The sequence below is a fragment of the Micromonospora sp. NBRC 107095 genome (assembly GCF_030269705.1).
Taxonomy (GTDB): domain Bacteria; phylum Actinomycetota; class Actinomycetes; order Mycobacteriales; family Micromonosporaceae; genus Micromonospora; species Micromonospora parva.
The window spans coordinates 680,969-699,214 of record NZ_BSTU01000001.1; the positions used below are offsets into that span (position 1 = coordinate 680,969).

General features: G+C 72.6%; 19 protein-coding genes and 1 riboswitch. Of the genes, 11 read left to right on the forward strand and 8 right to left on the reverse strand.

Annotated elements, in window-relative coordinates; all coding sequences use genetic code 11:
* Positions 1 to 47: 47 nt before the first annotated feature.
* Positions 48 to 383, reverse strand: coding sequence for a helix-turn-helix transcriptional regulator (locus tag QSK15_RS03270; RefSeq protein WP_285792815.1), 336 nt, complete (start codon positions 381 to 383; stop codon positions 48 to 50).
* Between the two features lie 224 nt (positions 384 to 607).
* On the opposite strand from QSK15_RS03270, the gene QSK15_RS03275 reads away from it, so the two are divergent.
* A complete protein-coding gene (locus QSK15_RS03275; protein ID WP_285792816.1) occupies positions 608 to 1,327 on the forward strand; it encodes a carbonic anhydrase in 720 nt (239 codons plus the stop codon).
* A 56-nt stretch (positions 1,328 to 1,383) separates the two neighbouring features.
* On the opposite strand, the gene QSK15_RS03280 is transcribed toward QSK15_RS03275, so the two are convergent.
* Positions 1,384 to 2,403, reverse strand: a complete 1,020-nt coding sequence (locus tag QSK15_RS03280) for a coiled-coil domain-containing protein (RefSeq protein WP_285792817.1) — start codon at positions 2,401 to 2,403, stop codon at positions 1,384 to 1,386.
* Between the two features lie 4 nt (positions 2,404 to 2,407).
* Positions 2,408 to 2,538: riboswitch (cyclic di-AMP (ydaO/yuaA leader) on the reverse strand.
* Between the two features lie 166 nt (positions 2,539 to 2,704).
* Positions 2,705 to 4,075, reverse strand: coding sequence for a YibE/F family protein (locus QSK15_RS03285; protein ID WP_285792818.1), 1,371 nt, complete (start codon positions 4,073 to 4,075; stop codon positions 2,705 to 2,707).
* Positions 4,076 to 4,385: 310 nt separating this feature from the next.
* Between QSK15_RS03285 and QSK15_RS03290 the strand changes: the two genes are divergently transcribed.
* On the forward strand, positions 4,386 to 6,473 hold the full coding sequence (locus QSK15_RS03290; protein WP_285792819.1) for a heavy metal translocating P-type ATPase: 2,088 nt from the start codon (positions 4,386 to 4,388) through the stop codon (positions 6,471 to 6,473).
* 5 nt (positions 6,474 to 6,478) lie between these two features.
* Here QSK15_RS03290 and QSK15_RS03295 read toward each other — a convergent pair whose 3' ends face one another.
* Positions 6,479 to 6,775 (reverse strand): metal-sensitive transcriptional regulator, encoded by a 297-nt coding sequence (locus tag QSK15_RS03295; protein WP_030329541.1) that lies wholly within the window; start codon positions 6,773 to 6,775, stop codon positions 6,479 to 6,481.
* Between the two features lie 95 nt (positions 6,776 to 6,870).
* Between QSK15_RS03295 and QSK15_RS03300 the strand changes: the two genes are divergently transcribed.
* The 7 genes from QSK15_RS03300 (at position 6,871) to QSK15_RS03330 (ending at position 12,907) form a co-directional block, all read left to right on the forward strand.
* Positions 6,871 to 7,080, forward strand: coding sequence for a heavy-metal-associated domain-containing protein (locus QSK15_RS03300; RefSeq protein ID WP_030329539.1), 210 nt, complete (start codon positions 6,871 to 6,873; stop codon positions 7,078 to 7,080).
* A 13-nt stretch (positions 7,081 to 7,093) separates the two neighbouring features.
* Positions 7,094 to 8,041 carry a DUF8832 domain-containing protein gene (locus QSK15_RS03305; protein WP_285792820.1) on the forward strand — a complete coding sequence of 316 codons (948 nt, stop codon included), beginning with the start codon at positions 7,094 to 7,096 and terminating at the stop codon, positions 8,039 to 8,041.
* A gap of 12 nt (positions 8,042 to 8,053) precedes the next feature.
* Complete coding sequence (locus QSK15_RS03310) at positions 8,054 to 10,300, forward strand: heavy metal translocating P-type ATPase (RefSeq protein ID WP_285792821.1); 2,247 nt, start codon at positions 8,054 to 8,056, stop codon at positions 10,298 to 10,300.
* Positions 10,301 to 10,373: 73 nt separating this feature from the next.
* Positions 10,374 to 10,547 (forward strand): CsbD family protein, encoded by a 174-nt coding sequence (locus QSK15_RS03315; protein WP_036410891.1) that lies wholly within the window; start codon positions 10,374 to 10,376, stop codon positions 10,545 to 10,547.
* 163 nt (positions 10,548 to 10,710) lie between these two features.
* A complete protein-coding gene (locus tag QSK15_RS03320) occupies positions 10,711 to 11,058 on the forward strand; it encodes an ArsR/SmtB family transcription factor (RefSeq protein ID WP_285792822.1) in 348 nt (115 codons plus the stop codon).
* Positions 11,055 to 11,324 carry a hypothetical protein gene (locus tag QSK15_RS03325; RefSeq protein WP_285792823.1) on the forward strand — a complete coding sequence of 90 codons (270 nt, stop codon included), beginning with the start codon at positions 11,055 to 11,057 and terminating at the stop codon, positions 11,322 to 11,324. The genes QSK15_RS03320 and QSK15_RS03325 overlap by 4 nt, the downstream gene beginning before the upstream one ends.
* 122 nt (positions 11,325 to 11,446) lie before the next feature.
* A complete protein-coding gene (locus QSK15_RS03330; protein WP_285792824.1) occupies positions 11,447 to 12,907 on the forward strand; it encodes an alpha/beta hydrolase in 1,461 nt (486 codons plus the stop codon).
* A 47-nt stretch (positions 12,908 to 12,954) separates the two neighbouring features.
* Here the strand turns inward: QSK15_RS03330 and QSK15_RS03335 are convergent, their stop codons facing one another.
* The 4 genes from QSK15_RS03335 to QSK15_RS03350 form a co-directional block, all read right to left on the reverse strand.
* Positions 12,955 to 13,611 (reverse strand): class I SAM-dependent methyltransferase, encoded by a 657-nt coding sequence (locus QSK15_RS03335; protein ID WP_285792825.1) that lies wholly within the window; start codon positions 13,609 to 13,611, stop codon positions 12,955 to 12,957.
* A 92-nt stretch (positions 13,612 to 13,703) separates the two neighbouring features.
* Entirely contained in the window at positions 13,704 to 14,957 is a 1,254-nt protein-coding gene (locus tag QSK15_RS03340; RefSeq protein WP_285792826.1) for an RNA polymerase sigma factor, read from the reverse strand.
* Positions 14,954 to 15,310: a YciI family protein gene (locus tag QSK15_RS03345; RefSeq protein ID WP_245233552.1), complete on the reverse strand. Its 357-nt coding sequence runs from the start codon at positions 15,308 to 15,310 to the stop codon at positions 14,954 to 14,956. Before QSK15_RS03345 ends, QSK15_RS03340 begins: the two co-directional genes overlap by 4 nt.
* Positions 15,311 to 15,457: 147 nt before the next feature.
* Complete coding sequence (locus QSK15_RS03350; RefSeq protein ID WP_285792827.1) at positions 15,458 to 16,717, reverse strand: DUF2786 domain-containing protein; 1,260 nt, start codon at positions 16,715 to 16,717, stop codon at positions 15,458 to 15,460.
* A gap of 197 nt (positions 16,718 to 16,914) precedes the next feature.
* Between QSK15_RS03350 and QSK15_RS03355 the strand changes: the two genes are divergently transcribed.
* Positions 16,915 to 17,397: a DUF2243 domain-containing protein gene (locus tag QSK15_RS03355; RefSeq protein ID WP_285792828.1), complete on the forward strand. Its 483-nt coding sequence runs from the start codon at positions 16,915 to 16,917 to the stop codon at positions 17,395 to 17,397.
* The gene (locus QSK15_RS03360) at positions 17,394 to 18,239 is read left to right on the forward strand and encodes a cytochrome c oxidase assembly protein (RefSeq protein WP_285792829.1); all 846 of its coding nucleotides are present in this window, start codon (positions 17,394 to 17,396) and stop codon (positions 18,237 to 18,239) included. The genes QSK15_RS03355 and QSK15_RS03360 overlap by 4 nt, the downstream gene beginning before the upstream one ends.
* Positions 18,240 to 18,246: the final 7 nt, after the last annotated feature.

The following is an 18,246-nucleotide window of genomic DNA, read 5'->3' on the forward strand; positions in this document are numbered from 1 at the left end:
AAAGGTTACCGCCGCTGCCGTCGGGCAGCGGCCCCCCGGTGACGAGGTCAGGATCGGGGGTGCGCTTTCGCGGTGGAGGGGTCGGCGAACAGCGCGAGCAGGTCGCCGACCTGCCGGTCGGCTTCGGCCGGGTGCCGGAACCGGCCGGCCGGGTTGAGGGTGTACTCGTTGCGTCGTCCGACGCGGGTGCGGTGCAGGTAGCCGCCCGCCTCCAGGTCGGCCACGATCGCCTGCGCGGCCCGTTCGGTCACGCCGACCTCGGCCGCGACGTCGCGTAGCCGGGCGGTCGGATTGCGGGCGATGGCCAGCAGGACGTGCCCGTGATTGGTGAGGAACGTCCAGTTCCGCCCGCCGTCGGTGTCGCCCGTCACCGTGCTCGTCATCGTTGACCGCCTTTCCGGATGTCCGCCTGCTCTCGGAGAGTCTTGTCCGCCCTGTCCTGGGAGGGTTGCCCAGGGGGCGACCGGGGTCAACGTATGAAATCTAAATCACGCATATCTTGACGCATCTTAGCGTGCGTGTGACCGTGGAACGCGACTGAGCGCCCGCCGCCCGGTCGGCGGAAAGTCGGTTTGACCAGGTGAGATGCGTCGAGACGAGGTGCGGGATGAGTCATGCCGGGAACGCCGGTGGTCAGCCGGGTGCGCAGCGGACCACCGATCGAGCGTCAGTGCTCAGTGAGCCGAGCCGGGCGTACGCCGAACTGGTCGCCGGCAATCGACGCTTCGTCGGCGGCGCGCCACACCACCCCAACCAGGACGCCGGGCACCGGGCCGCCGTCGCCGACGGGCAGCACCCGTTCGCGGTGATCGTCGGCTGCTCCGACTCCCGGCTGGCCGCCGAGATCATCTTCGACCGCGGGTTGGGTGACCTGTTCGTGGTCCGCACGGCCGGGCACACCGCCGGCCCCGAGGTGCTCGGCAGCGTCGAGTACGCGGTGACAGTGCTCGGCACTCCGCTGGTGGTGGTGCTCGGACACGACCTGTGCGGTGCGGTGCAGGCCGCCCGGGAGTCCACCGCGACCGGCACCGCGCCGAGCGGCCACCTGGGCGCGGTGGTCGACGCCGTGCTGCCCAGCCTGCGCCGCGCCGAGGTCGAGGGCGTTGACGACATCGACGGCATCGTCGACATCCACATCGCACAGACCGTCGAGACGTTGCTCGGGCAGTCCCCCGTGCTGGCCGACGAGGTGGCCCGGGGGCGGTGCGCGGTGGTGGGGATGTCCTACCGGCTGGCCGCCGGGGCGGTGCGCCCGGTTGCTGTCGTGCCGGCTGGCTTCGCGACGCTGGACGCCCCGGCCGACCCGGCTGCCCCTGCCACCGTGTGACGCGACGAGGGCCGCTCCGCGTCACGCGGAACGGCCCTCGAACGGGGTCGTACGGGTCAGAGCAGCGACATGTGCACGTGGTCGGTGTGGTTCGACGGCCCGCTGTACGAACTCCAGCCGGTGGCCGGGAACCAGATCTGCCGGTTCCAGATCACGTAGTAGATGCCGAGCCGGTCGGCGTTACGGATGAGGAACGCGGCGACGTTGTTGCCGTACATCCGGGTGTCGTTGTTGTGCCACGGCGAGAAGCCGCTCTTCTGCAGCGACCAGTCGCAGGCGCGGCCCTTCGGGTGCTCCCACGGCCCGCCGGGGCGGTAGCAGCCGACGAACCGGTTGAAACCGGCCGCCTTGACCTCCTTGTACGCGTGCAGCGTGCGCGGCGTGACGCAGCCGGACGTGGTGGGGTCGTCTTCGCTGCACGACTGGGGCTTCCAGTCACCGTCGGCGGTGCGACCCGGGCCGATCTTGGCGACCTTGGAGGTGGCGTCCACCAGGCCGCCGGTGAAGCCCTTTCCGCCGACGAGGGCGAGCGCCTTGTTGGCCTCGCTCTTCCGCTTCGCCATCAGGGCGGTCTGCTTCTGCTGCTCGCGGACCTCGGTGTCGAGGGCCAGCTTGGCCTGCTCGGCGCGGGCCTTCGCCTCGTTGACCGCGGAGAGCTTCTTCTCGTTGACCATGTTCATCTCGTCGAGCACCGCGGCGCGCTGGACGAACGAGTCGGGGGCGTCGCTCTCCAGCAGCATCGCGATCGCGCCGATCCGGCCGGTCCGGTAGGCCTGGGCGGCGATCTGCCCGACCTGCGGGGCCAGCGCTGCCAGGTCGGCGTTGGCCCGGTCGACCTCCGCGGCCAACTCGCTCTGCCGCTTCTTGGATTTGTCCAGCTTGGACTTGGCGGCGGAGTAGTCGCGGTTGGCCTGCTCGATGACGTCGTTGAGCAGCTTGGGCTCGCCGTCCTCCTCGTGCCCGGACGGTGTGGGGTTCGTCGGGGCGGCGTGCGCCGGGAGTGGCCCGGCGAACACGGTCAGTGCGGCGATCACGGCCACCACGGGTGTCAACCAGCGGCGTAGGGGTGCCGTCACAATGTTCCCTTCCGTCGACCGCCGACCGGGTTAGCTGACGGGTTCGGGGCGGAAGCGGCCCCTACCGCTGACGCGGATTCACCCCACGTACCTGGGTCCCCGGCTCGCCGGTTGGCGATTGGGCGGTGGCACCGCAGGCGCCGCTTCGCGCCTTCATCGGTGACCGGCAGCGAGGTTACCCGAGAGTCGACCGGCTGAGCTACGCCTGGATGCCGACCAAAAGCGTCATTTCGCCATAGCGTTGAGTGACCAGTGACGTGGTTCTCAGGGTGGTTGCCCGATCTGGTCACGCTGAGGAGTGTCACCATGCCGTATCCGTGCTCCTGTTCGACTCCGGCCACCGGTCGGTGGCCCCGGGTGGGGGTGCGGCCCGCTGCCGGTCCGGCTCGTTGGAGCCGGCCGTTCGCGGTGAGCTGAGGGCGGCGAGTGCCTCGCTGCGGTCCGGCTGGGGGCGCGCGGCGGGAGCGTCGGCCGGCGGCACGGCGTCGGTACGCCCGGCGGCGGTCACCACCGCGGCCAGCCCGGTGGTCAGCGGCACGGCGGCGATCAGACCGAGGGTGGCGACCGCGCTGCGGACGATCTCCTGGGCGAGGAACTCACTGGTGAGGATCTGCCCGATCGGTCGCGCGTCGGCGGTGAGCAGGAGCAGCAGGGGCAGCGACGCGCCCGCGTACGCCAGCACGATGGTGTTGACAGTGGAGGCGATGTGCGCGCGGCCGACCCGGGTGGCCGCCCGGTACAGCTGCAACCGGGTCAGGCCGGGGTTGGCGTTGGCCAGTTCGGTGACGGTGGCCGCCTGGGTGACCGTCACGTCGTCGAGCACCCCGAGCGATCCGATGATGATCCCGGCGAGCAGCAGTCCGTGCAGGTCCACGTTGCCCTGGAACATCGACAGGGTGGTGGCGTCTTCGCTGCCGAACCCGGTGAGGTGGGTGGCGGCCGTGGCGATGGTGGCGAGTACGCCGGTCAGCACCAGGCTGCCCAGGGTGCCGAGTACGGCGACCGAGGTCTGTGCGGTGACCCCGTGCGTCAGATAGAGCACCACGAACATGATCAGGGCCGCGCCGACCACCGCCACCAGCAGGGGTGACCTGCCGGCACCGATACCCGGCAGCACGAAGGTGAGCAGGATGGCGAAGCTGGCGGCCAGTCCGGCGAGCGCGGCCAGACCCCGCCACCGACCGAACGCGACGATCGCGGCCGCGAAGACCACCGCCAGCCAGATCATCGGGGTGCCGCGTTGGTGCTCGGCGATGTTCCAGTTGCTGGTGGTGGGATCGGTGGGATCGGTCAACTCGACCAGGATGACCTCGTCGCCCACCTCGACCCGCGGTGCGCCGGGTCCGTCCGGCACCGGCGTCTGTACCTGCTGGCCGGCGGTCGGCCCGTCGTCCACCCGGACGTCGACGGTGCCGCACCGTCCGTCGCCGACCCTCGGGGTGCCCTCGGGGACCGACGGCACCGGCGGGCACGGCTCGTTCACCACCCGGGTGACCGTGCCGCTGTAGCGCGGCACGTCCGCGCCGCCGTCGGTCTGCGGTGACCCGCCGCGCGGCCAGAGCAGCACCGCGGCGAGCACTGTGGCGACGAAGAGGGGTACCACCGTCACGATGAGGATCCGTCGCACCCTCGGTGGGGCGGACGGAGCCGGGCGGGTGTGGTCGGAACCCAAGGCGAGACTCCCAACGATCCGGTGCGGGGTACGGGTCAGCGAGCCGGGCGGTTCACCGTTTCGGGGGAAACGCGGCGGTCGGCGGGACGAATCGCTGCCTGACGACCGCTTGATCACGGACGGTCAGTGCTCGGCCCGGCCGGCCGGAGCCGACGTCACATCGTGGCGGCGTCAGTGCCCGACTGTGCGGCGGTATCCGGAGGGGCATCGTGGGAGATGCTAGCCAGCCGGTGGCGGGGCCGCAGGTCGTGGTGGAGTGTCGGCGGCCGAATCGCTCGCGTGGCGGCCCTCGGACCGGCATGTTGGAGTCATGCCCGCTCTGTCGCCGTCCGACCCCGACCATCGGCAACACGCCGGACCGTTGCCACACGACAGGCCCGCCGGGCCCGCCGGGCATTCCGGGCACGACAAGCACGCCGGGCACGATCCGGCGATGTTCCGCCGCCGGTTCTGGGTCTGCCTGGTGTTGACCGTCCCGGTGGTGCTGACGAGTCATCTCGTGTCGGACCAGCTGGGCCTGGCCTTGGACGACGTCCCCGGCCGGTCCTGGGTGGGCCCGGTGCTCGGCTCGGTGGTGTTCTGGTGGGGCGGTTGGCCGTTCCTGGTCGGCGCGGTCCGGGAGGTGCGGGACCGGGCGCCGGGGATGATGCTGCTGGTCGCGATGGCGATCACCGTCGCCTACACCGCGTCCCTGGCGACCAGCGTCGGCGCCTTCGACCTGGACTTCTGGTGGGAGTTGGCCGCGCTGGTCACCATCATGCTGCTCGGGCACTGGCAGGAGATAAAGGCCATCGGGCAGGCCCGGGGGGCGCTGGCGGCGTTGGCCGCGCTGCTGCCGGACGAGGCCGAACGGGTGACGGCGGACGGGCGGGTCGAGGCGGTGCCGGTGACCGGTCTGCGGATCGGCGACGTGGTGCTGGTCCGGCCGGGAGGTCGGGTGCCGGCGGACGGTCGGGTCGTCGAGGGCGACGCCGAGCTGGACGAGTCGATGATCACCGGCGAGTCGCGACCGGTCGCCCGATCGACGGGCGACCGGGTGGTGGCCGGTACCGTCGCCACCGACTCGGCGATCCGGGTACGCGTCGAGGCGGTGGGTGAGCAGACGGCCCTCGCCGGCATCCAGCGGATGGTGGCGCAGGCGCAGGGCTCGGGTGGGCGCGCCCAGCTGCTGGCCGACCGGTTCGCCGCCGCGCTGTTCTACCTGGCCACGGGCACCGCCGTGCTGACCGTGCTGGTCTGGACCGCGCTCGGTCAGCCGGACGAGGCGGTGGTCCGTGCGGTCACCGTCCTGGTGATCGCCTGCCCGCACGCGCTGGGTCTCGCCATCCCCCTGGTCGTCGCGCTCTCCACCGCGCTCGCCGCGCGGTCCGGGATCCTGGTCAAGGACCGACTGGCGTTGGAACGGATGCGGACCGTCGGCGCGGTGCTCTTCGACAAGACCGGCACCCTGACCCGGGGCGAACACGGGATGACCGACCTGGTGACGGTGCCGGGCGTCGAGCGGGACGAGGTGTTGCGGATCGCGGCCGGCGTCGAATCGGAGAGCGAACATCCGTTGGCCCGGGCGATAGTGGCGGCGGCCGGGTCGACCGGCCCGGCCCGGGCCGCCGAATTCCGGTCGCTGCCGGGCCGAGGGGTGCAGGCGACCATCGACGGTACGCGGTACGCGGTGGGCGGGCCGACGCTGCTGCGGGAGCTGGACCTGTCGCTGCCGGCGGAGCTGGAGGTGGCGACCGGGCGGTGGTCGGCGCGGGGTGCCGCGGTGCTGCACCTGGTGCGGTTGCCGGACGCCGTGCTCGGCGCGTTCGCGTTGACCGACGAGGTGCGTCCGGAGGCCCGGCGCGCCGTCGACGAGTTGCGGGCCGAGGGTGTCCGCACCATCGCCATGATCACCGGTGACGCGCGGCCGGTGGCCGAGGCGGTCGCCGCCGACCTCGGGTTCCGACCCGGCGTCGACGAGGTCTTCGCCGAGGTGCTGCCGGCGGAGAAGGACGATCGGGTGGCCGAGCTGCAGCGGCGGGGGTTGCTGGTGGCGATGGTGGGCGACGGGGTGAACGACGCGCCGGCGTTGGCCCGAGCGGACGTGGGCATCGCCATCGGCGCGGGCACCGATGTGGCGATCGAGTCCGCCGGGGTGGTGCTGGCGTCCTCGGACCCGCGCGGGGTGGGGGCGGTGGTCCGGCTGTCCCGCGCGTCGTACCGGAAGATGCGACAGAACCTGGCCTGGGCGGCCGGCTACAACGTGGTGGCGCTGCCGCTGGCCGCCGGGGTGCTGGCCGGGGCCGGCGTGACGTTGAGCCCGGCGGTGGCCGCGGTGCTGATGTCGGCGTCCACCATCGTGGTGGCGCTCAACGCGCAGTTGCTGCGGCGGGTCCGTCTCTATCCCGTGTCGGACTGACGCCCTCAGCCGCGCTTCATGAGCCGGCCGACCGCCGCCATCATCTCGGTGGCCATCTCGTCGGCTCTGCCCTCGGCGGCGCCCTCGTGCATGCAGTGCCGGGCGTGCCCGTCGAGCAGTCCGAGGGCCACCTTGTCGAGGGCGGCCTGGATCGCGGAGATCTGGGTGAGCACGTCGATGCAGTAGCGGTCGTCGTCGACCATCTTCTCGATGCCCCGGACCTGCCCCTCGACGCGGCGGAGCCGCGCGAGCAGCTGGTCCTTGCTGGCGGTGTATCCGCGGATCGGGGTGGGTGCGGTCATGTCGACCAGGATAGCGTACCCCTGGGGGGTATGGTACGGTCGTGTTCCGATGGGATACCCCCACCGGGTACCGGTACCGTAAAGGAGACGATCCGATGGTCAACACGACGTACCAGGTGCAGGGCATGACCTGTGGGCATTGCGTCAGCGCGGTGAGCGCCGAGGTCGGTGCCATCGCGGGTGTGTCAGACGTCCAGGTCGACCTCGCCTCCGGCCGGGTCACCGTCAGCAGCGATCAGCCGCTGGACACCGCTGTCGTCCGGGCCGCTGTCGACGAGGCCGGTTACGACCTCGTCGACGCGTGATCGGCAGGCCGACGTGCGTACCGTGACGAAACTGGCCGGGTTCGCCGTCGGCCTGACGGCGGTCTTCGGCGCTGCCTACGGGGTCGGCCGGGTCGTCGACCCCGCCCCGGTGGCCGAGAGCCGGCCCGACGCTGCCGTCGCCCCGTCGGCGGACGAGCACGGCGGTGCGGCCGACCAGCTCCCCGGCGGGCTCCTCGTCTCCGAGAACGGCTACACCCTCGAACCGGTCGACGCACCGGCCGGCGAGTTCGCCTTCCGGATCGCCGGCCCGGACGGCCGACCGGTCACCCGGTACGAGGTGGCGCACGACAAGCAGATGCACCTGATCGTCGCCCGACGGGACCTCTCCGGCTTCCGCCACGTCCACCCCGAGCTGGCCCCGGACGGCACCTGGCGGGTCGACACCCCACTGGCCGGCCCCGGGCAGTGGCGGGCGTTCGCCGACTTCACCCCGACCGGGGGTGAGCCGCTGACTCTCGGCGTCGACGTGACAGTCCCCGGCGAGCTGACCGAACGGCCGTTGCCCGCTCCGGCGACCAGCACCACCGTCGACGGCTACACGGTCACCCTGACCGGTGTGCCGCAGCCGGGCCGCACCTCGGCGCTGACCCTGAGCATCAGCCGGGACGGGCAGCCGGTCACCGACCTGGAGCCCTACCTGGGCGCGTACGGGCACCTGGTGGCGCTGCGCCGGGGTGACCTGGCGTACCTGCACGTGCACCCGGACGGGACGCCAGGCGACGGGCGTACCCAGCCCGGCCCGGCGGTCACCTTCCTCGCCGAGGTGCCCTCGGCCGGCAGCTACCGGCTCTACCTCGACTTCAAGCACGGCGGGCGGGTGCGCACCGCCGAGTTCACCGTCGTCGCCGGCGCTGCCCCGGCCGGAGACGTCAGCGGCCCGAGCGGGCCCGCACCGACCGGCACGGCCGACCACGGCACCCCCGGGCACGGACACAACTGACGGGACCTGACGATGACCACCACCAGCAGACCGCTGCCCGAGGCACCGAACCGGATCGAACTCGCGATCGGTGGGATGACGTGCGCCGCGTGCGCCGCCCGGATCGAGAAGAAGCTCAACCGGATGGACGGGGTGAGCGCCACCGTCAACTACGCCACCGAGAAGGCGACAGTCCGGTACGCCGACGACGTCACGCCGGACGACCTGATCGAGACCGTCCAGAAGACCGGTTACACGGCGGCGCTGCCGGCCCCGCCCAGCGCGGAACCTCCGGTCGACCCGTTGCGGGGCCCGCGTACCCGGCTCTGGGTCTCGGTGGCCCTGAGCGTGCCGGTGGTCCTGCTGGCCATGGTCCCGGCCTGGCAGTTCGACTACTGGCAGTGGCTGTCGCTGACCCTGGCCGCCCCGGTGGTGGTCTGGGGCGGGCTGCCGTTCCACCGGGCCGCCTGGACGAACCTGCGGCACGGTGCCGCCACGATGGACACCCTGGTGTCGCTCGGCACGCTGGCCGCGTTCGGGTGGTCGCTGTGGGCGCTCTTCCTCGGCGACGCGGGGATGCCCGGGATGACGCACCCGTTCCGCTTCGACATCACCCGCACCGACGGCGCCGGGAACATCTACCTGGAGGCGGCCGCCGGGGTCACCGTGTTCATCCTGGCCGGCCGCTACTTCGAGGCCCGGTCCAAGCGCACCGCCGGTGCCGCCCTGCGGGCCCTGCTCGACCTCGGCGCCAAGGACGTGGCGGTGCTGCGCGACGGGGTGGAGACCCTGATCCCGGTGGACCGGCTCGTCGTCGGCGACCGGTTCGTGGTCCGCCCCGGGGAGAAGATCGCCACCGACGGGGTGGTCGACGAGGGCACCTCCGCTGTCGACGCCAGCATGCTCACCGGTGAGTCGGTGCCGGTCGAGGTGGCCCCGGGCGACGGCGTGGTGGGCGCGACGATCAACGCGGGCGGGCGGCTGATCGTCACCGCCACCCGGGTCGGCGCGGACACCCAGCTGGCCCGGATGGCTGACCTGGTGGAGCAGGCGCAGAGTGGCAAGGCGGCGGTGCAGCGGTTGGCGGACCGGATCTCCGGAGTGTTCGTGCCCATCGTCATCACCCTCGCCGTCGGCACGCTGGGTTGGTGGCTCGGCACCGGGGCGGGCCCGACCGCCGCGTTCACCGCCGCCGTGGCCGTGTTGATCATCGCTTGTCCGTGCGCGCTCGGCCTGGCCACCCCGACCGCGTTGCTCGTCGGCACCGGTCGGGGCGCCCAGCTCGGTGTTCTGATCAAGGGACCGGAGGTGCTGGAGTCGACCCGACGGGTGGACACCGTGGTGCTCGACAAGACCGGCACCGTGACGACCGGCCGGATGGCAGTGGTGGATGTGGTGCCGGCCAGCGGTGTGGACCGGGCCGAGCTGCTCCGGCTCGCCGGGGCGGTGGAGGCCGCCTCCGAGCACCCGATCGCCCGTGCGGTCGCCGCCGCGGCCACCGATGTGGGCGCGCTGCCCCCGGTGACCGACTTCGGCAACCTCGAAGGGTTGGGGGTGACCGGCGCCGTCGACGGTCGGGACGTGCTGGTCGGCCGGGTCCGCCTGCTGCGCGAGCGTGGGTTCGACGTACCACCGGAGGTCGAGTGGGCCGTGCGCGACGCGGAGGTCGCCGGCCGGACGGCGATCGTCGCCGGCTGGGACGGGCGGGCCCACGGCGTGCTCGCGGTCGCCGACATGGTCCGGCCGAGCAGCCGGGCGGCGGTGGCCCGACTGCGCGGGTTGGGGCTCACCCCGGTGCTGCTGACCGGGGACAACAACACCGTGGCCCGCGCGGTCGCCGCCGAGGTGGGCATCGACGAGGTGATCGCCGAGGTGCTGCCGGCCGGGAAGGTCGACGTGGTCAAGCGGCTCCAGGCCGAGGGGCGGTCGGTGGCGATGGTCGGTGACGGGGTGAACGACGCCCCGGCACTGGCCCAGGCCGATCTCGGGCTGGCCATGGGTACCGGCACCGACGTGGCGATCGAGGCGGCTGACCTCACCCTGGTCCGGGGTGACCTGGACGCCGCCGTGGACGCCATCCGGTTGTCCCGGCGCACGCTCGGCATCATTCGGGGCAATCTGTTCTGGGCATTCGGCTACAACGTGGCGGCCCTGCCGTTGGCCGCCGCCGGGCTGCTCAACCCGATGATCGCCGGTGCCACGATGGCGCTCTCCTCGGTCTTCGTGGTGGCCAACAGCCTGCGGCTGCGTCGCTTTCGTCCGGCCGCTGCCGATCTGTGACGACGGTGACGGTTGAGCCGGCGACAGCGGGGGTACCTCTGTGGTGTAGCGACGCTGGCAATGGAGGTTGGCAATGGGTTTCGATGACAAGATCAACAACGCCACCGAGGACGCGACCGGCAAGCTGAAGGAAGGCGCCGGTCGGGCCACCGACAACGAGCAGCTGGAGGCGGAGGGTCGCGCTGACCAGTCCACCGCCAAGCTCAAGCAGGCGGGCGAGAAGATCAAGGACGCCTTCAAGAGCTGACGTACGACGTAACCCGCACGCCGGGCCGGTGATCATCACCGGCCCGGCGTGCTGTCTGTCCGGCCTTTTTCGCCGACCCTGAGATCCCCCTGATTCCGCCTTCCCTTCGCACCGCAGTTCGCCGGCACCTGCTAACTTTCCTTGGCATGTGCAAGGGCTGGTTATGAGCACCGCCTCACCGCCGACCGGTGACGACCTGGTCCGGGTCCTGGCCACCCTGGCCAACCCGCACCGGCTGCGGGTCGTCGCCGCGCTGGCCCGCGAGCGTGCGTACGTCAGCGGGCTGGCCCGGCAACTGGGCATCAGTCGAGCGCTGTTGCAGGTCCACCTACGGAAGCTGGCGGCGGCCGGTCTGGTCACCGCCCGCCTGGAGTTGTCGGAGGACGGGAAGGCCATGAACTACTACGAGGTGGAGCCATTCGTGCTCACACTCACCCCCGCGGTCATCGCGGCGGCGGTCGAGACGCTGACCGTGCCCGACTCGGGAGAGCAGCCAGGAGCGCAGCGATGAGCGATCACGACTGGACCGAGGTGGTCGGCGCGATCGGCGTCTTCGCCCTGCTGATCAGCGTGTTCACGGTGACGGTCGTGCAGCTCGCCAAGACCCGGCGGTCCCGGTACGAGGCGGCCCGCGCGGACGACTACCGCCGGATCGCCGAGACGGCCGCTCAGGCCCAGGCGGAGAACGCCCGGCTGCTCGCAGCGATGGACGGTCGGCTGGGCGGCATGGAGACCCGGATGACAACGCTCGAACGCGTCCTGCGCGAGGTCGACTGACCCGACTGCGGGAGGCCCCGGGCCGTCGAGCGGCTACTCGACGGCCCGGGTGGAAGCAGCATCACCTCGCCCGGTGGGCGAGTTTCACCGGCAACGCTCCTTCGAGGAGAGGACAGCACCTCATGCTGCGCGTACGCAAATCCGCCATCGGGTGGGCGGTGGCCCTGGCCCTGACGGCCGTAGGACTGACCCCGACGAGCCCGGCCGCCGCCCGACCACAGCCCGCCCCGACGATCGACTGGCGGCCCTGCGCCACTGACGCCAGCGCCGAGTGCGGCACCTTGTCGCTGCCGGTGGACTGGAACCGACCCGGGGGTGAGCGCTTCAACCTGTCGCTGGCCCGCCGGGTCGCCGACCCGGGCACCCGGGAAGGCGCGCTGGTCTTCGGCCCCGGAGGGCCGGGCGACAGCGGAGTCGACCGGGTGGTGGACGGCAGCTCCCGATTCAGCGCCGACCTGCGTGCCCGGTTCGACATCGTCAGCTTCGACCCACGCGGCACCGGCGGCAGCCACCCGGTGGTCTGCGCCCGGGACCTGCTCGCCCGGCAACCGCAGGTGATCGCCGACCAGGCCCAGTTCGACGCGACACTTGCCGGCAACGCGCTGCTGCGCGCCGACTGCCGGGCCCGCACCGGGGCGCTCTACGACCACGTCGACACCACCAGCGCCGCCCACGACCTGGACGCGGTCCGCGCCGCGCTCGGCGAACGGCAGCTGACCTTCCACGGCAGCTCGTACGGCACCCTGCTCGGGCAGCGGTACGCCGAGTTGTACCCCGATCGGGTCCGGGCCATGGTGCTGGAGGCCACCATGGACCACAGCCTCGGCACCCGCGCCTTCCTGGACAGCCAGGCCGTCACCGCGGAGGACGCGTTCGACGAGTTCGTCGCCTGGTGCGACCGGTCCACGGCCTGCGCCCTGCACCGTCGGGACTTTCGGGCGATCTGGGTGGGGCTGCACGCACGGGCCGAGCGCGGTCTGCTGACCGACCCGAAGCGGCCCGGCGTGGTGCTGACCCCGTTCGAGTTGAGCCGGCTCACCCACAAGGAGTTCTACGACACCTGGCGGTGGCCGGGCCTGGCCGAGTGGCTGGGCGAGATGGACGCCGCCACCGCCATGCGAAGCGTCGGTCCATCGACCGGCGACGCCGTGGCTCCGTACCCCTTCGCGGTCTTCTGTCAGGACTGGAGCCTGCCGGTCCGCGACTACCGTGAGTACGTCGGACATCTGCGCCGTGCGGCGCTGCTCGCGCCGGATTTGCGCTACCCGCCCGCGCTGTTCGCCCCAGTCACCTGCCTGGGCACCCCGACGCCGGTGGCCAACCCGCAGCATCGGCTACGGGTGCACACCGACGTGCCGCTGCTGCTGGCCGCCACCGTGCACGACCCGGCCACGGGCTACGACTGGGCGCGCAACGTGGCGCGGCAGTTGGGCCGGCACGGCACGATGCTCACCTACCAGGGGTGGGGGCACGGCAGCTACAGCAGCAGCCCGTGCGTGCAACGAGCCGTCGACTCGTACCTGATCGGTCTGGTGGTGCCCGCCCGGGGTGCCAGCTGCCCGGCCATCGAACCCGAGGTGTGACCGCCGCTGCCGGCCGCCGGGGCGCCCGGCGGCCGGCAGCGCTGTGCTCACTGGCGTCGGGTGGCGCGGACGACCACGTCGTACAGCGGGGCCTGGCGGCCCGGCACCGTGCGGCGGTGCTCCTCGGCGGTGACGATCTCCCAGGTGCTGCCGTCCAGGCCGGCGGTGATGTCGGCGAGGGTGACCGATGCCTCGTCCGGCGGGTGGTGCCCCGGCCCGTGTCCGTGTCCGTGTCCCGACGCGGGAGCCTCCGAGGTGTGCAGATGTCCGACGATCAGGAGGGTGCCGCCGGGGGTCACCCACCCGGCGATGCGGTCGTAGAACGCCAGCTGCGGCATCGCGGGGTGCGCGTAGTGCGTGGTGACCAGGTCGAACGGCGTTTCCGGGGCCCAGGTCGTCAGGTCCGCCGCCACCCATCGCACCCGCTCGGACACCCCGCTCTCGGCCGCCCGTTCGGCGGCCCGGGCGAGAGCGACGGGGGCGATGTCGACAGCGGTGACCTGCCAGCCGTGGGAGGCGAGCCAGATCGCCTCGGCACCGGCGCCGCACCCGGCGTCCAGCGCGGAGCCCGGCGACAGGCCGCCGGTCTCCCGGGCCAGGTACGGGTGCGCGGGGCTGGTGCCCATCGCGCCGGGGCGGCCGGGGTGCGTCTGCTGCCAGTGCCGCTCCCAGTAGTCCTTGTCGAACTCGTGCTGTTCGGTCATCGGTGCCTGCTCCTTCGCGCGTCGCCCACGACTGTGACCGGGCCCCGGGCCAATGTGCAAAGTAAATTGCCGAAACGGCAAGATGTCGCCGGTCACCCCTGGCCGGTCAGCCGGGCCGCCCGCACCTCCAGATACCGCTGCTCCGGTCGGCTCGTGGTGCCACGCGCCGCAGCCAGGTACGCCTCCCGCGCCGCACCGACCTCCCCGGCCAGTTCCAACAGGTGAGCCCGGACGGCGGCCAGCCGGTGGTGTCCGGCCGTGCGGTCGTCGGCGTCCAACGGCGTGAGCACCGCGAGCCCGGCCCGGGGCCCGTCCACCATGGCCACCGCCACCGCCTGGTTCAGGGTGACCATCGGGTTCGGCGCGACCCGGGCCAGCAGCCGGTAGAGCGCCACGATCTGCCGCCAGTCCGTCTCGGCCGCCGTGGGGGCTTCGGCGTGCACCGCGGCGATCGCCGCCTGGAGCTGGTACGGGCCGGGCGGCGACCAGGTCAACGCCTCCGTGATCAGTGCGACCCCCTCCGCGATGGCGGCGGCGTCCCACCGGGAGCGGTCCTGCTCGGCCAGCGGCACCAACTCTCCGTCCGGCCCCACCCGCGCCGCCCGGTGCGCGTCGGTCAGCAGCATCAGCGCCAGCAGCCCGGTCACCTCACCGTCGTCGGGCAGCAGCCCGCGGAGGATGCGGGCCAACCGGATCGCCTCGCCGGTCAACTCGGCCCGGCGCAGGTCCGGGCCACTGGACGCGGTGTAGCCCTCATTGAAGATCAGGTAGAGCACCCGCAGCACCGCCCCCAGCCGCTCGGCCCGCTCCGCCGGCCCGGGCATGGTGAACCGGGCCCCGGCGGCCTCAATCCGCTGCTTGGCCCGCCGGATGCGTTGACTCATCGTCGCCTCGGGCACCAGGTGCGCCCGGGCGATCTGGGCGGTGCTGAGACCGCCGACCGCCCGCAAGGTCAGCGCCACCTGCGCCGAGCCGGGCAGCGCCGGGTGGCAGCAGAGGAACAGCAGCATGAGGGTGTCGTCGTCGGCCGGAACGCTGGGCTCCGCGTCGGCCGCCGGTGCCACCCCGGCGTACGCCGGCTCGCGTCGCGCCACCGCCACCTCGCGGTCCCGACGCGCGCTCTCGCTGCGCCATTCGTCGGTGAGCCGGCGGGTGGCCACGGTGAGCAACCAGGCGCGCGGATTGTCCGGTACGCCCTGCCCGGGCCACTGCGTCGCGGCGGCGAGCAACGCCTCCTGGACCGCGTCCTCGCACCTGTCGAACTGCCCGTGCCGACGGACCAGCAGGCCGAGGACCTGCGGCGCGAAGGTGCGCAGCAGGTCCTCGACCGTCCGGTCCTCGGTCACATCTCCGTCCCGGCCTCGTCCATGATCGGGCGGACCTCCATCGCGCCGCCGTACCGGACGTCCGGCCAGCGGGCGGCGATCTCGGCAGCCCGCTGCGGGCTGTCACAGTCCACGGCCAGGTAGCCCGCGAACTGCTCCTTGCTCTCCATGAACGGACCGTCGAGAACCTCGGGGCTGCCGTCGACGAGTCGGACCGTCAACGTCTGCGACGGATTGGCCAACGCTTGGCCGCCGATCAGCTCGCCGGTCTCGGTCAGCTCCTTCATGATCTCGTCGACCTCACCGAAGAGGGCGGTGCGATCCTGCTCGCTCAGCCCCTCGGTGAAGCCGGGCCGGTTCCAGATCAGCAGCATGTACTTCACGGCGATGCTCCTCAGGCTCTGGTCGCACCCCGATCGGGGCGCGGCTCACCGGAAGGTCGGAGCCGTTCCCCCGATCCCTACCGCGTACCGAAGAAAAGCGCAGAAACCTGCGCAGAGGGCGGTCCCACGCCGCAGCGGTCAGCGCGGATCGGGTCGGCCGGGCACCTGTCGCGGTTTTCGACCGCCGCCGACGTCCAGTGACGCCCGGTCGGCGGCCGAGGTGCCGGACGACCAGCCCTCGGCGTCGCGCACGCTGAGTCGGCGCCGGGTGACCCCGGGGAAGAGCGTGGCCAACCGCTCCCGGACCGCCTCGCCCCGCGCCGCGAGCACCGGCAACAGCCGTTCCGCCCCGGCCGTCTCTGCCGCCGCCTGGTCCGCCGCGTCGGTCGCCGCCTCGGTGGCCGTCCGCAGCCGCTCGCCGATCCGCAGCGCGAACGCGTTGAGGAAGGACTCGTCCCAGACCTTCGTCCGTCGCCCCGACCCCGGCCGCCGCTCGGCGCGTCCGCGCAGCATCGCCGCAGTGGCCTGGACCAGCAGCGACGTGTAGAGCAACTCCACCGCCATCAGATCGGCGGGCCAGCCCAGCACGGTGGCGAAGCCGAGATCGTCGGACCAGACCGCCTCGCACCGGTTTGCCGCCGCCACCTCCTGCACCAGCAGCGCCTTCGCGCCCGCGTACGGGGTGTCGGTGCTCAGCCGCACCCCGCCGGGCAGGTCGCCGCTCTCCGCCCCGGCGGCCAGCAGCGCCTCGTCGATGCTGTGCCGGGCGATCAGCTCCTGGGCCTTACCGGTCAACGCCTCCGCCTCCGCCGGGAAGGTGGTCGACTCGGCCTTGGCCAGCAGCGCGCGTACCCGATCGAGCATCGGCGACCCGCTGCGAGCCGGGCCGGTGGCGCGGGACAGTGCCGCGCCGCTCGTGCCCGGCGGTGGGCGCAGCACGGCGATCGGCGGCAGGCTCTCCAGCAGCGCGAGAGTGTCCACGGCGGTCCGGAGCGCGTCCGCCCGGTCCAGCCCCTCCCGGGCCGCCCAGCTGGTCAGCACGCTGCGGTCGTCACCGGTGGTTGCCGCCAACGCGCGTAGCTGATCGTCCCACCAGGCCGGGACCGGCTCGGCCTGGTCGCGGCGCTGAACCACCATCGCGTCGCGGACCAGCCGGGCAGCCCGGGCGTCGAGCCGTCGACCGGTGATCCGGTCCACGTCGACCGGCTGCCACCCGCGCGGCCACAGCCGGCCGAGAGCACGGACCAGTCGACGCAGCAGTGCCGCGTCCACGGAGGTGCTGCCGTCCGCGACGCCGGTGCCGACCATCAGGTGGTCCAACTGCCGTTCGGCGTGCCGTACGTCGGTGCCGCGTACCGCCGCGAGCGCACTGGCGACGAGTTCGTCAGCGTCGGGCACGGGCACCTCCTTCTCGGGATCTGGCTGTCGCTACCTCTCCAGGCTCCATGATCATGCCGCTAGTGGCCCGGAAGTCACGAAACGGGGATGTGACCGGCCCGTCCGGCCCGGCGTCGGCTTCGGCTTCGGCTTCGGCGGCATGATTCGGCCGGTCCGGGGTAGCTTGAGGCCAGCCCGACGTGGATGCGAGGTGTGTGATGGCTGATGCACGCCTGTCCAGTCGACGCGCCGTCGACGTTCGTGCCTCCACCCTCGTCGGCGTCCTGATCGGCATCGCGATCATGGCAGCGGTGGACGAGATCGTCTTCCACCAGCTGCTCGCCTGGCACCACTTCTACGACCGCTCCACCCCCTCGGTGGCGCTGCTCTCCGACGGGCTGCTGCACGCCGCCGAACTGATCATCCTGGTCGGCGGGTTCTTCTGGTTCGCCGACCTGCGTCGACGACGTGCCCTGTCGAACCGGCCGGCGTGGGGTGGCTTCCTGCTCGGTGCCGGTGGATTCCAGGTCTTCGACGGGATCGTCGACCACAAGGTGCTCCGGCTGCACCAGATCCGCTACGGCGTCCACCTGCTGCCGTACGACGTGCTGTGGATCGCGTCCGGCGTGGTGCTGCTGTTGGCCGGCGCCGCTGTGCTGTGGTGGGCCCGATCCCGCCGGCCCGGCGGCGACGCGCGGTGACCGTGCCGCTGGCGCACGCCGGGCACGGTGCGGGCGGGCCGGCGTGGCTCCCGCTGTTCCCGGTCGCCGTGCTGGCGGGCGGCTACCTGCTGGCCGCCGTCCGCGACCCACGGGGCTGGCACCACCGGCGCACCGCCGCCTGGCTGGTCGGCTGCGCCCTGCTGGCGGTCGCCGTCGGCCCGCTCGCCCAGACCTCCGACGACCCGCGTGGGCACATGGCGCAGCACCTGCTGCTCGGCATGCTGGCACCGCTCGGGCTGGTGCTGGGCGCCCCGGTGACGCTGTTGCTGCACGTCGCGCCGCCGCCGGTGCGCCGGCCGGTGGGCCGGCTGCTGCGCGCCCGCCCGCTGCACCTGCTCGCCCACCCGGTCACCGCCGCGCTGCTGACCACCGGCGGGTTGGCCCTGGTGCTGCTCACCCCGCTGTACGCGGCGGCCGAACGCCACCCCGCCCTGCACCACGCCGTACACCTGCACTACCTGGCCGCCGGGTACCTCTTCGCCTGGTCGTTGGCCGGGCCGGACCCGGCGCCGCGCCGCCCGGGAATGGCGGTCCGGGTCGGCGCGCTCCTCGGCGCGGCGGCCGGTCACGCCGTGCTGGCCAAGTACCTGTACGCCCAGGCCGAAACCCTCCCGCCCGGCCTCACCGACCGGGATCCGGAAGCGTTCCGCTCCGCCGCCCAACTCATGTACTACGGCGGCGACCTGGCGGAACTCCTCCTGGCCGTGGCCCTCTTCGCGACCTGGTACCACTCCCGCCGCCCTCGCACTCGCCCGCCTCCGCCCGCGTCGATCAAGAGGTTGGCGTCGCCACAGGACGGATCCCTGACGCAAACCTCTTGATCAACTC

Excerpts from the sequence above, each read along its gene's own strand:
- QSK15_RS03275 (WP_285792816.1), top strand. The coding sequence starts at position 608 with ATGAGTCATGCCGGGAACGCCGGTGGTCAGCCGGGTGCGCAGCGGACC.
- QSK15_RS03270 (WP_285792815.1), bottom strand. The coding sequence starts at position 383 with ATGACGAGCACGGTGACGGGCGACACCGACGGCGGGCGGAACTGGACG.
- QSK15_RS03315 (WP_036410891.1), top strand. The coding sequence starts at position 10,374 with ATGGGTTTCGATGACAAGATCAACAACGCCACCGAGGACGCGACCGGC.
- QSK15_RS03320 (WP_285792822.1), top strand. The coding sequence starts at position 10,711 with ATGAGCACCGCCTCACCGCCGACCGGTGACGACCTGGTCCGGGTCCTG.
- QSK15_RS03355 (WP_285792828.1), top strand. The coding sequence starts at position 16,915 with ATGGCTGATGCACGCCTGTCCAGTCGACGCGCCGTCGACGTTCGTGCC.
- QSK15_RS03290 (WP_285792819.1), top strand. The coding sequence starts at position 4,386 with ATGCCCGCTCTGTCGCCGTCCGACCCCGACCATCGGCAACACGCCGGA.
- QSK15_RS03300 (WP_030329539.1), top strand. The coding sequence starts at position 6,871 with ATGGTCAACACGACGTACCAGGTGCAGGGCATGACCTGTGGGCATTGC.
- QSK15_RS03295 (WP_030329541.1), bottom strand. The coding sequence starts at position 6,775 with ATGACCGCACCCACCCCGATCCGCGGATACACCGCCAGCAAGGACCAG.
- QSK15_RS03345 (WP_245233552.1), bottom strand. The coding sequence starts at position 15,310 with ATGCTGCTGATCTGGAACCGGCCCGGCTTCACCGAGGGGCTGAGCGAG.
- QSK15_RS03330 (WP_285792824.1), top strand. The coding sequence starts at position 11,447 with ATGCTGCGCGTACGCAAATCCGCCATCGGGTGGGCGGTGGCCCTGGCC.
- QSK15_RS03335 (WP_285792825.1), bottom strand. The coding sequence starts at position 13,611 with ATGACCGAACAGCACGAGTTCGACAAGGACTACTGGGAGCGGCACTGG.
- QSK15_RS03310 (WP_285792821.1), top strand. The coding sequence starts at position 8,054 with ATGACCACCACCAGCAGACCGCTGCCCGAGGCACCGAACCGGATCGAA.
- QSK15_RS03325 (WP_285792823.1), top strand. The coding sequence starts at position 11,055 with ATGAGCGATCACGACTGGACCGAGGTGGTCGGCGCGATCGGCGTCTTC.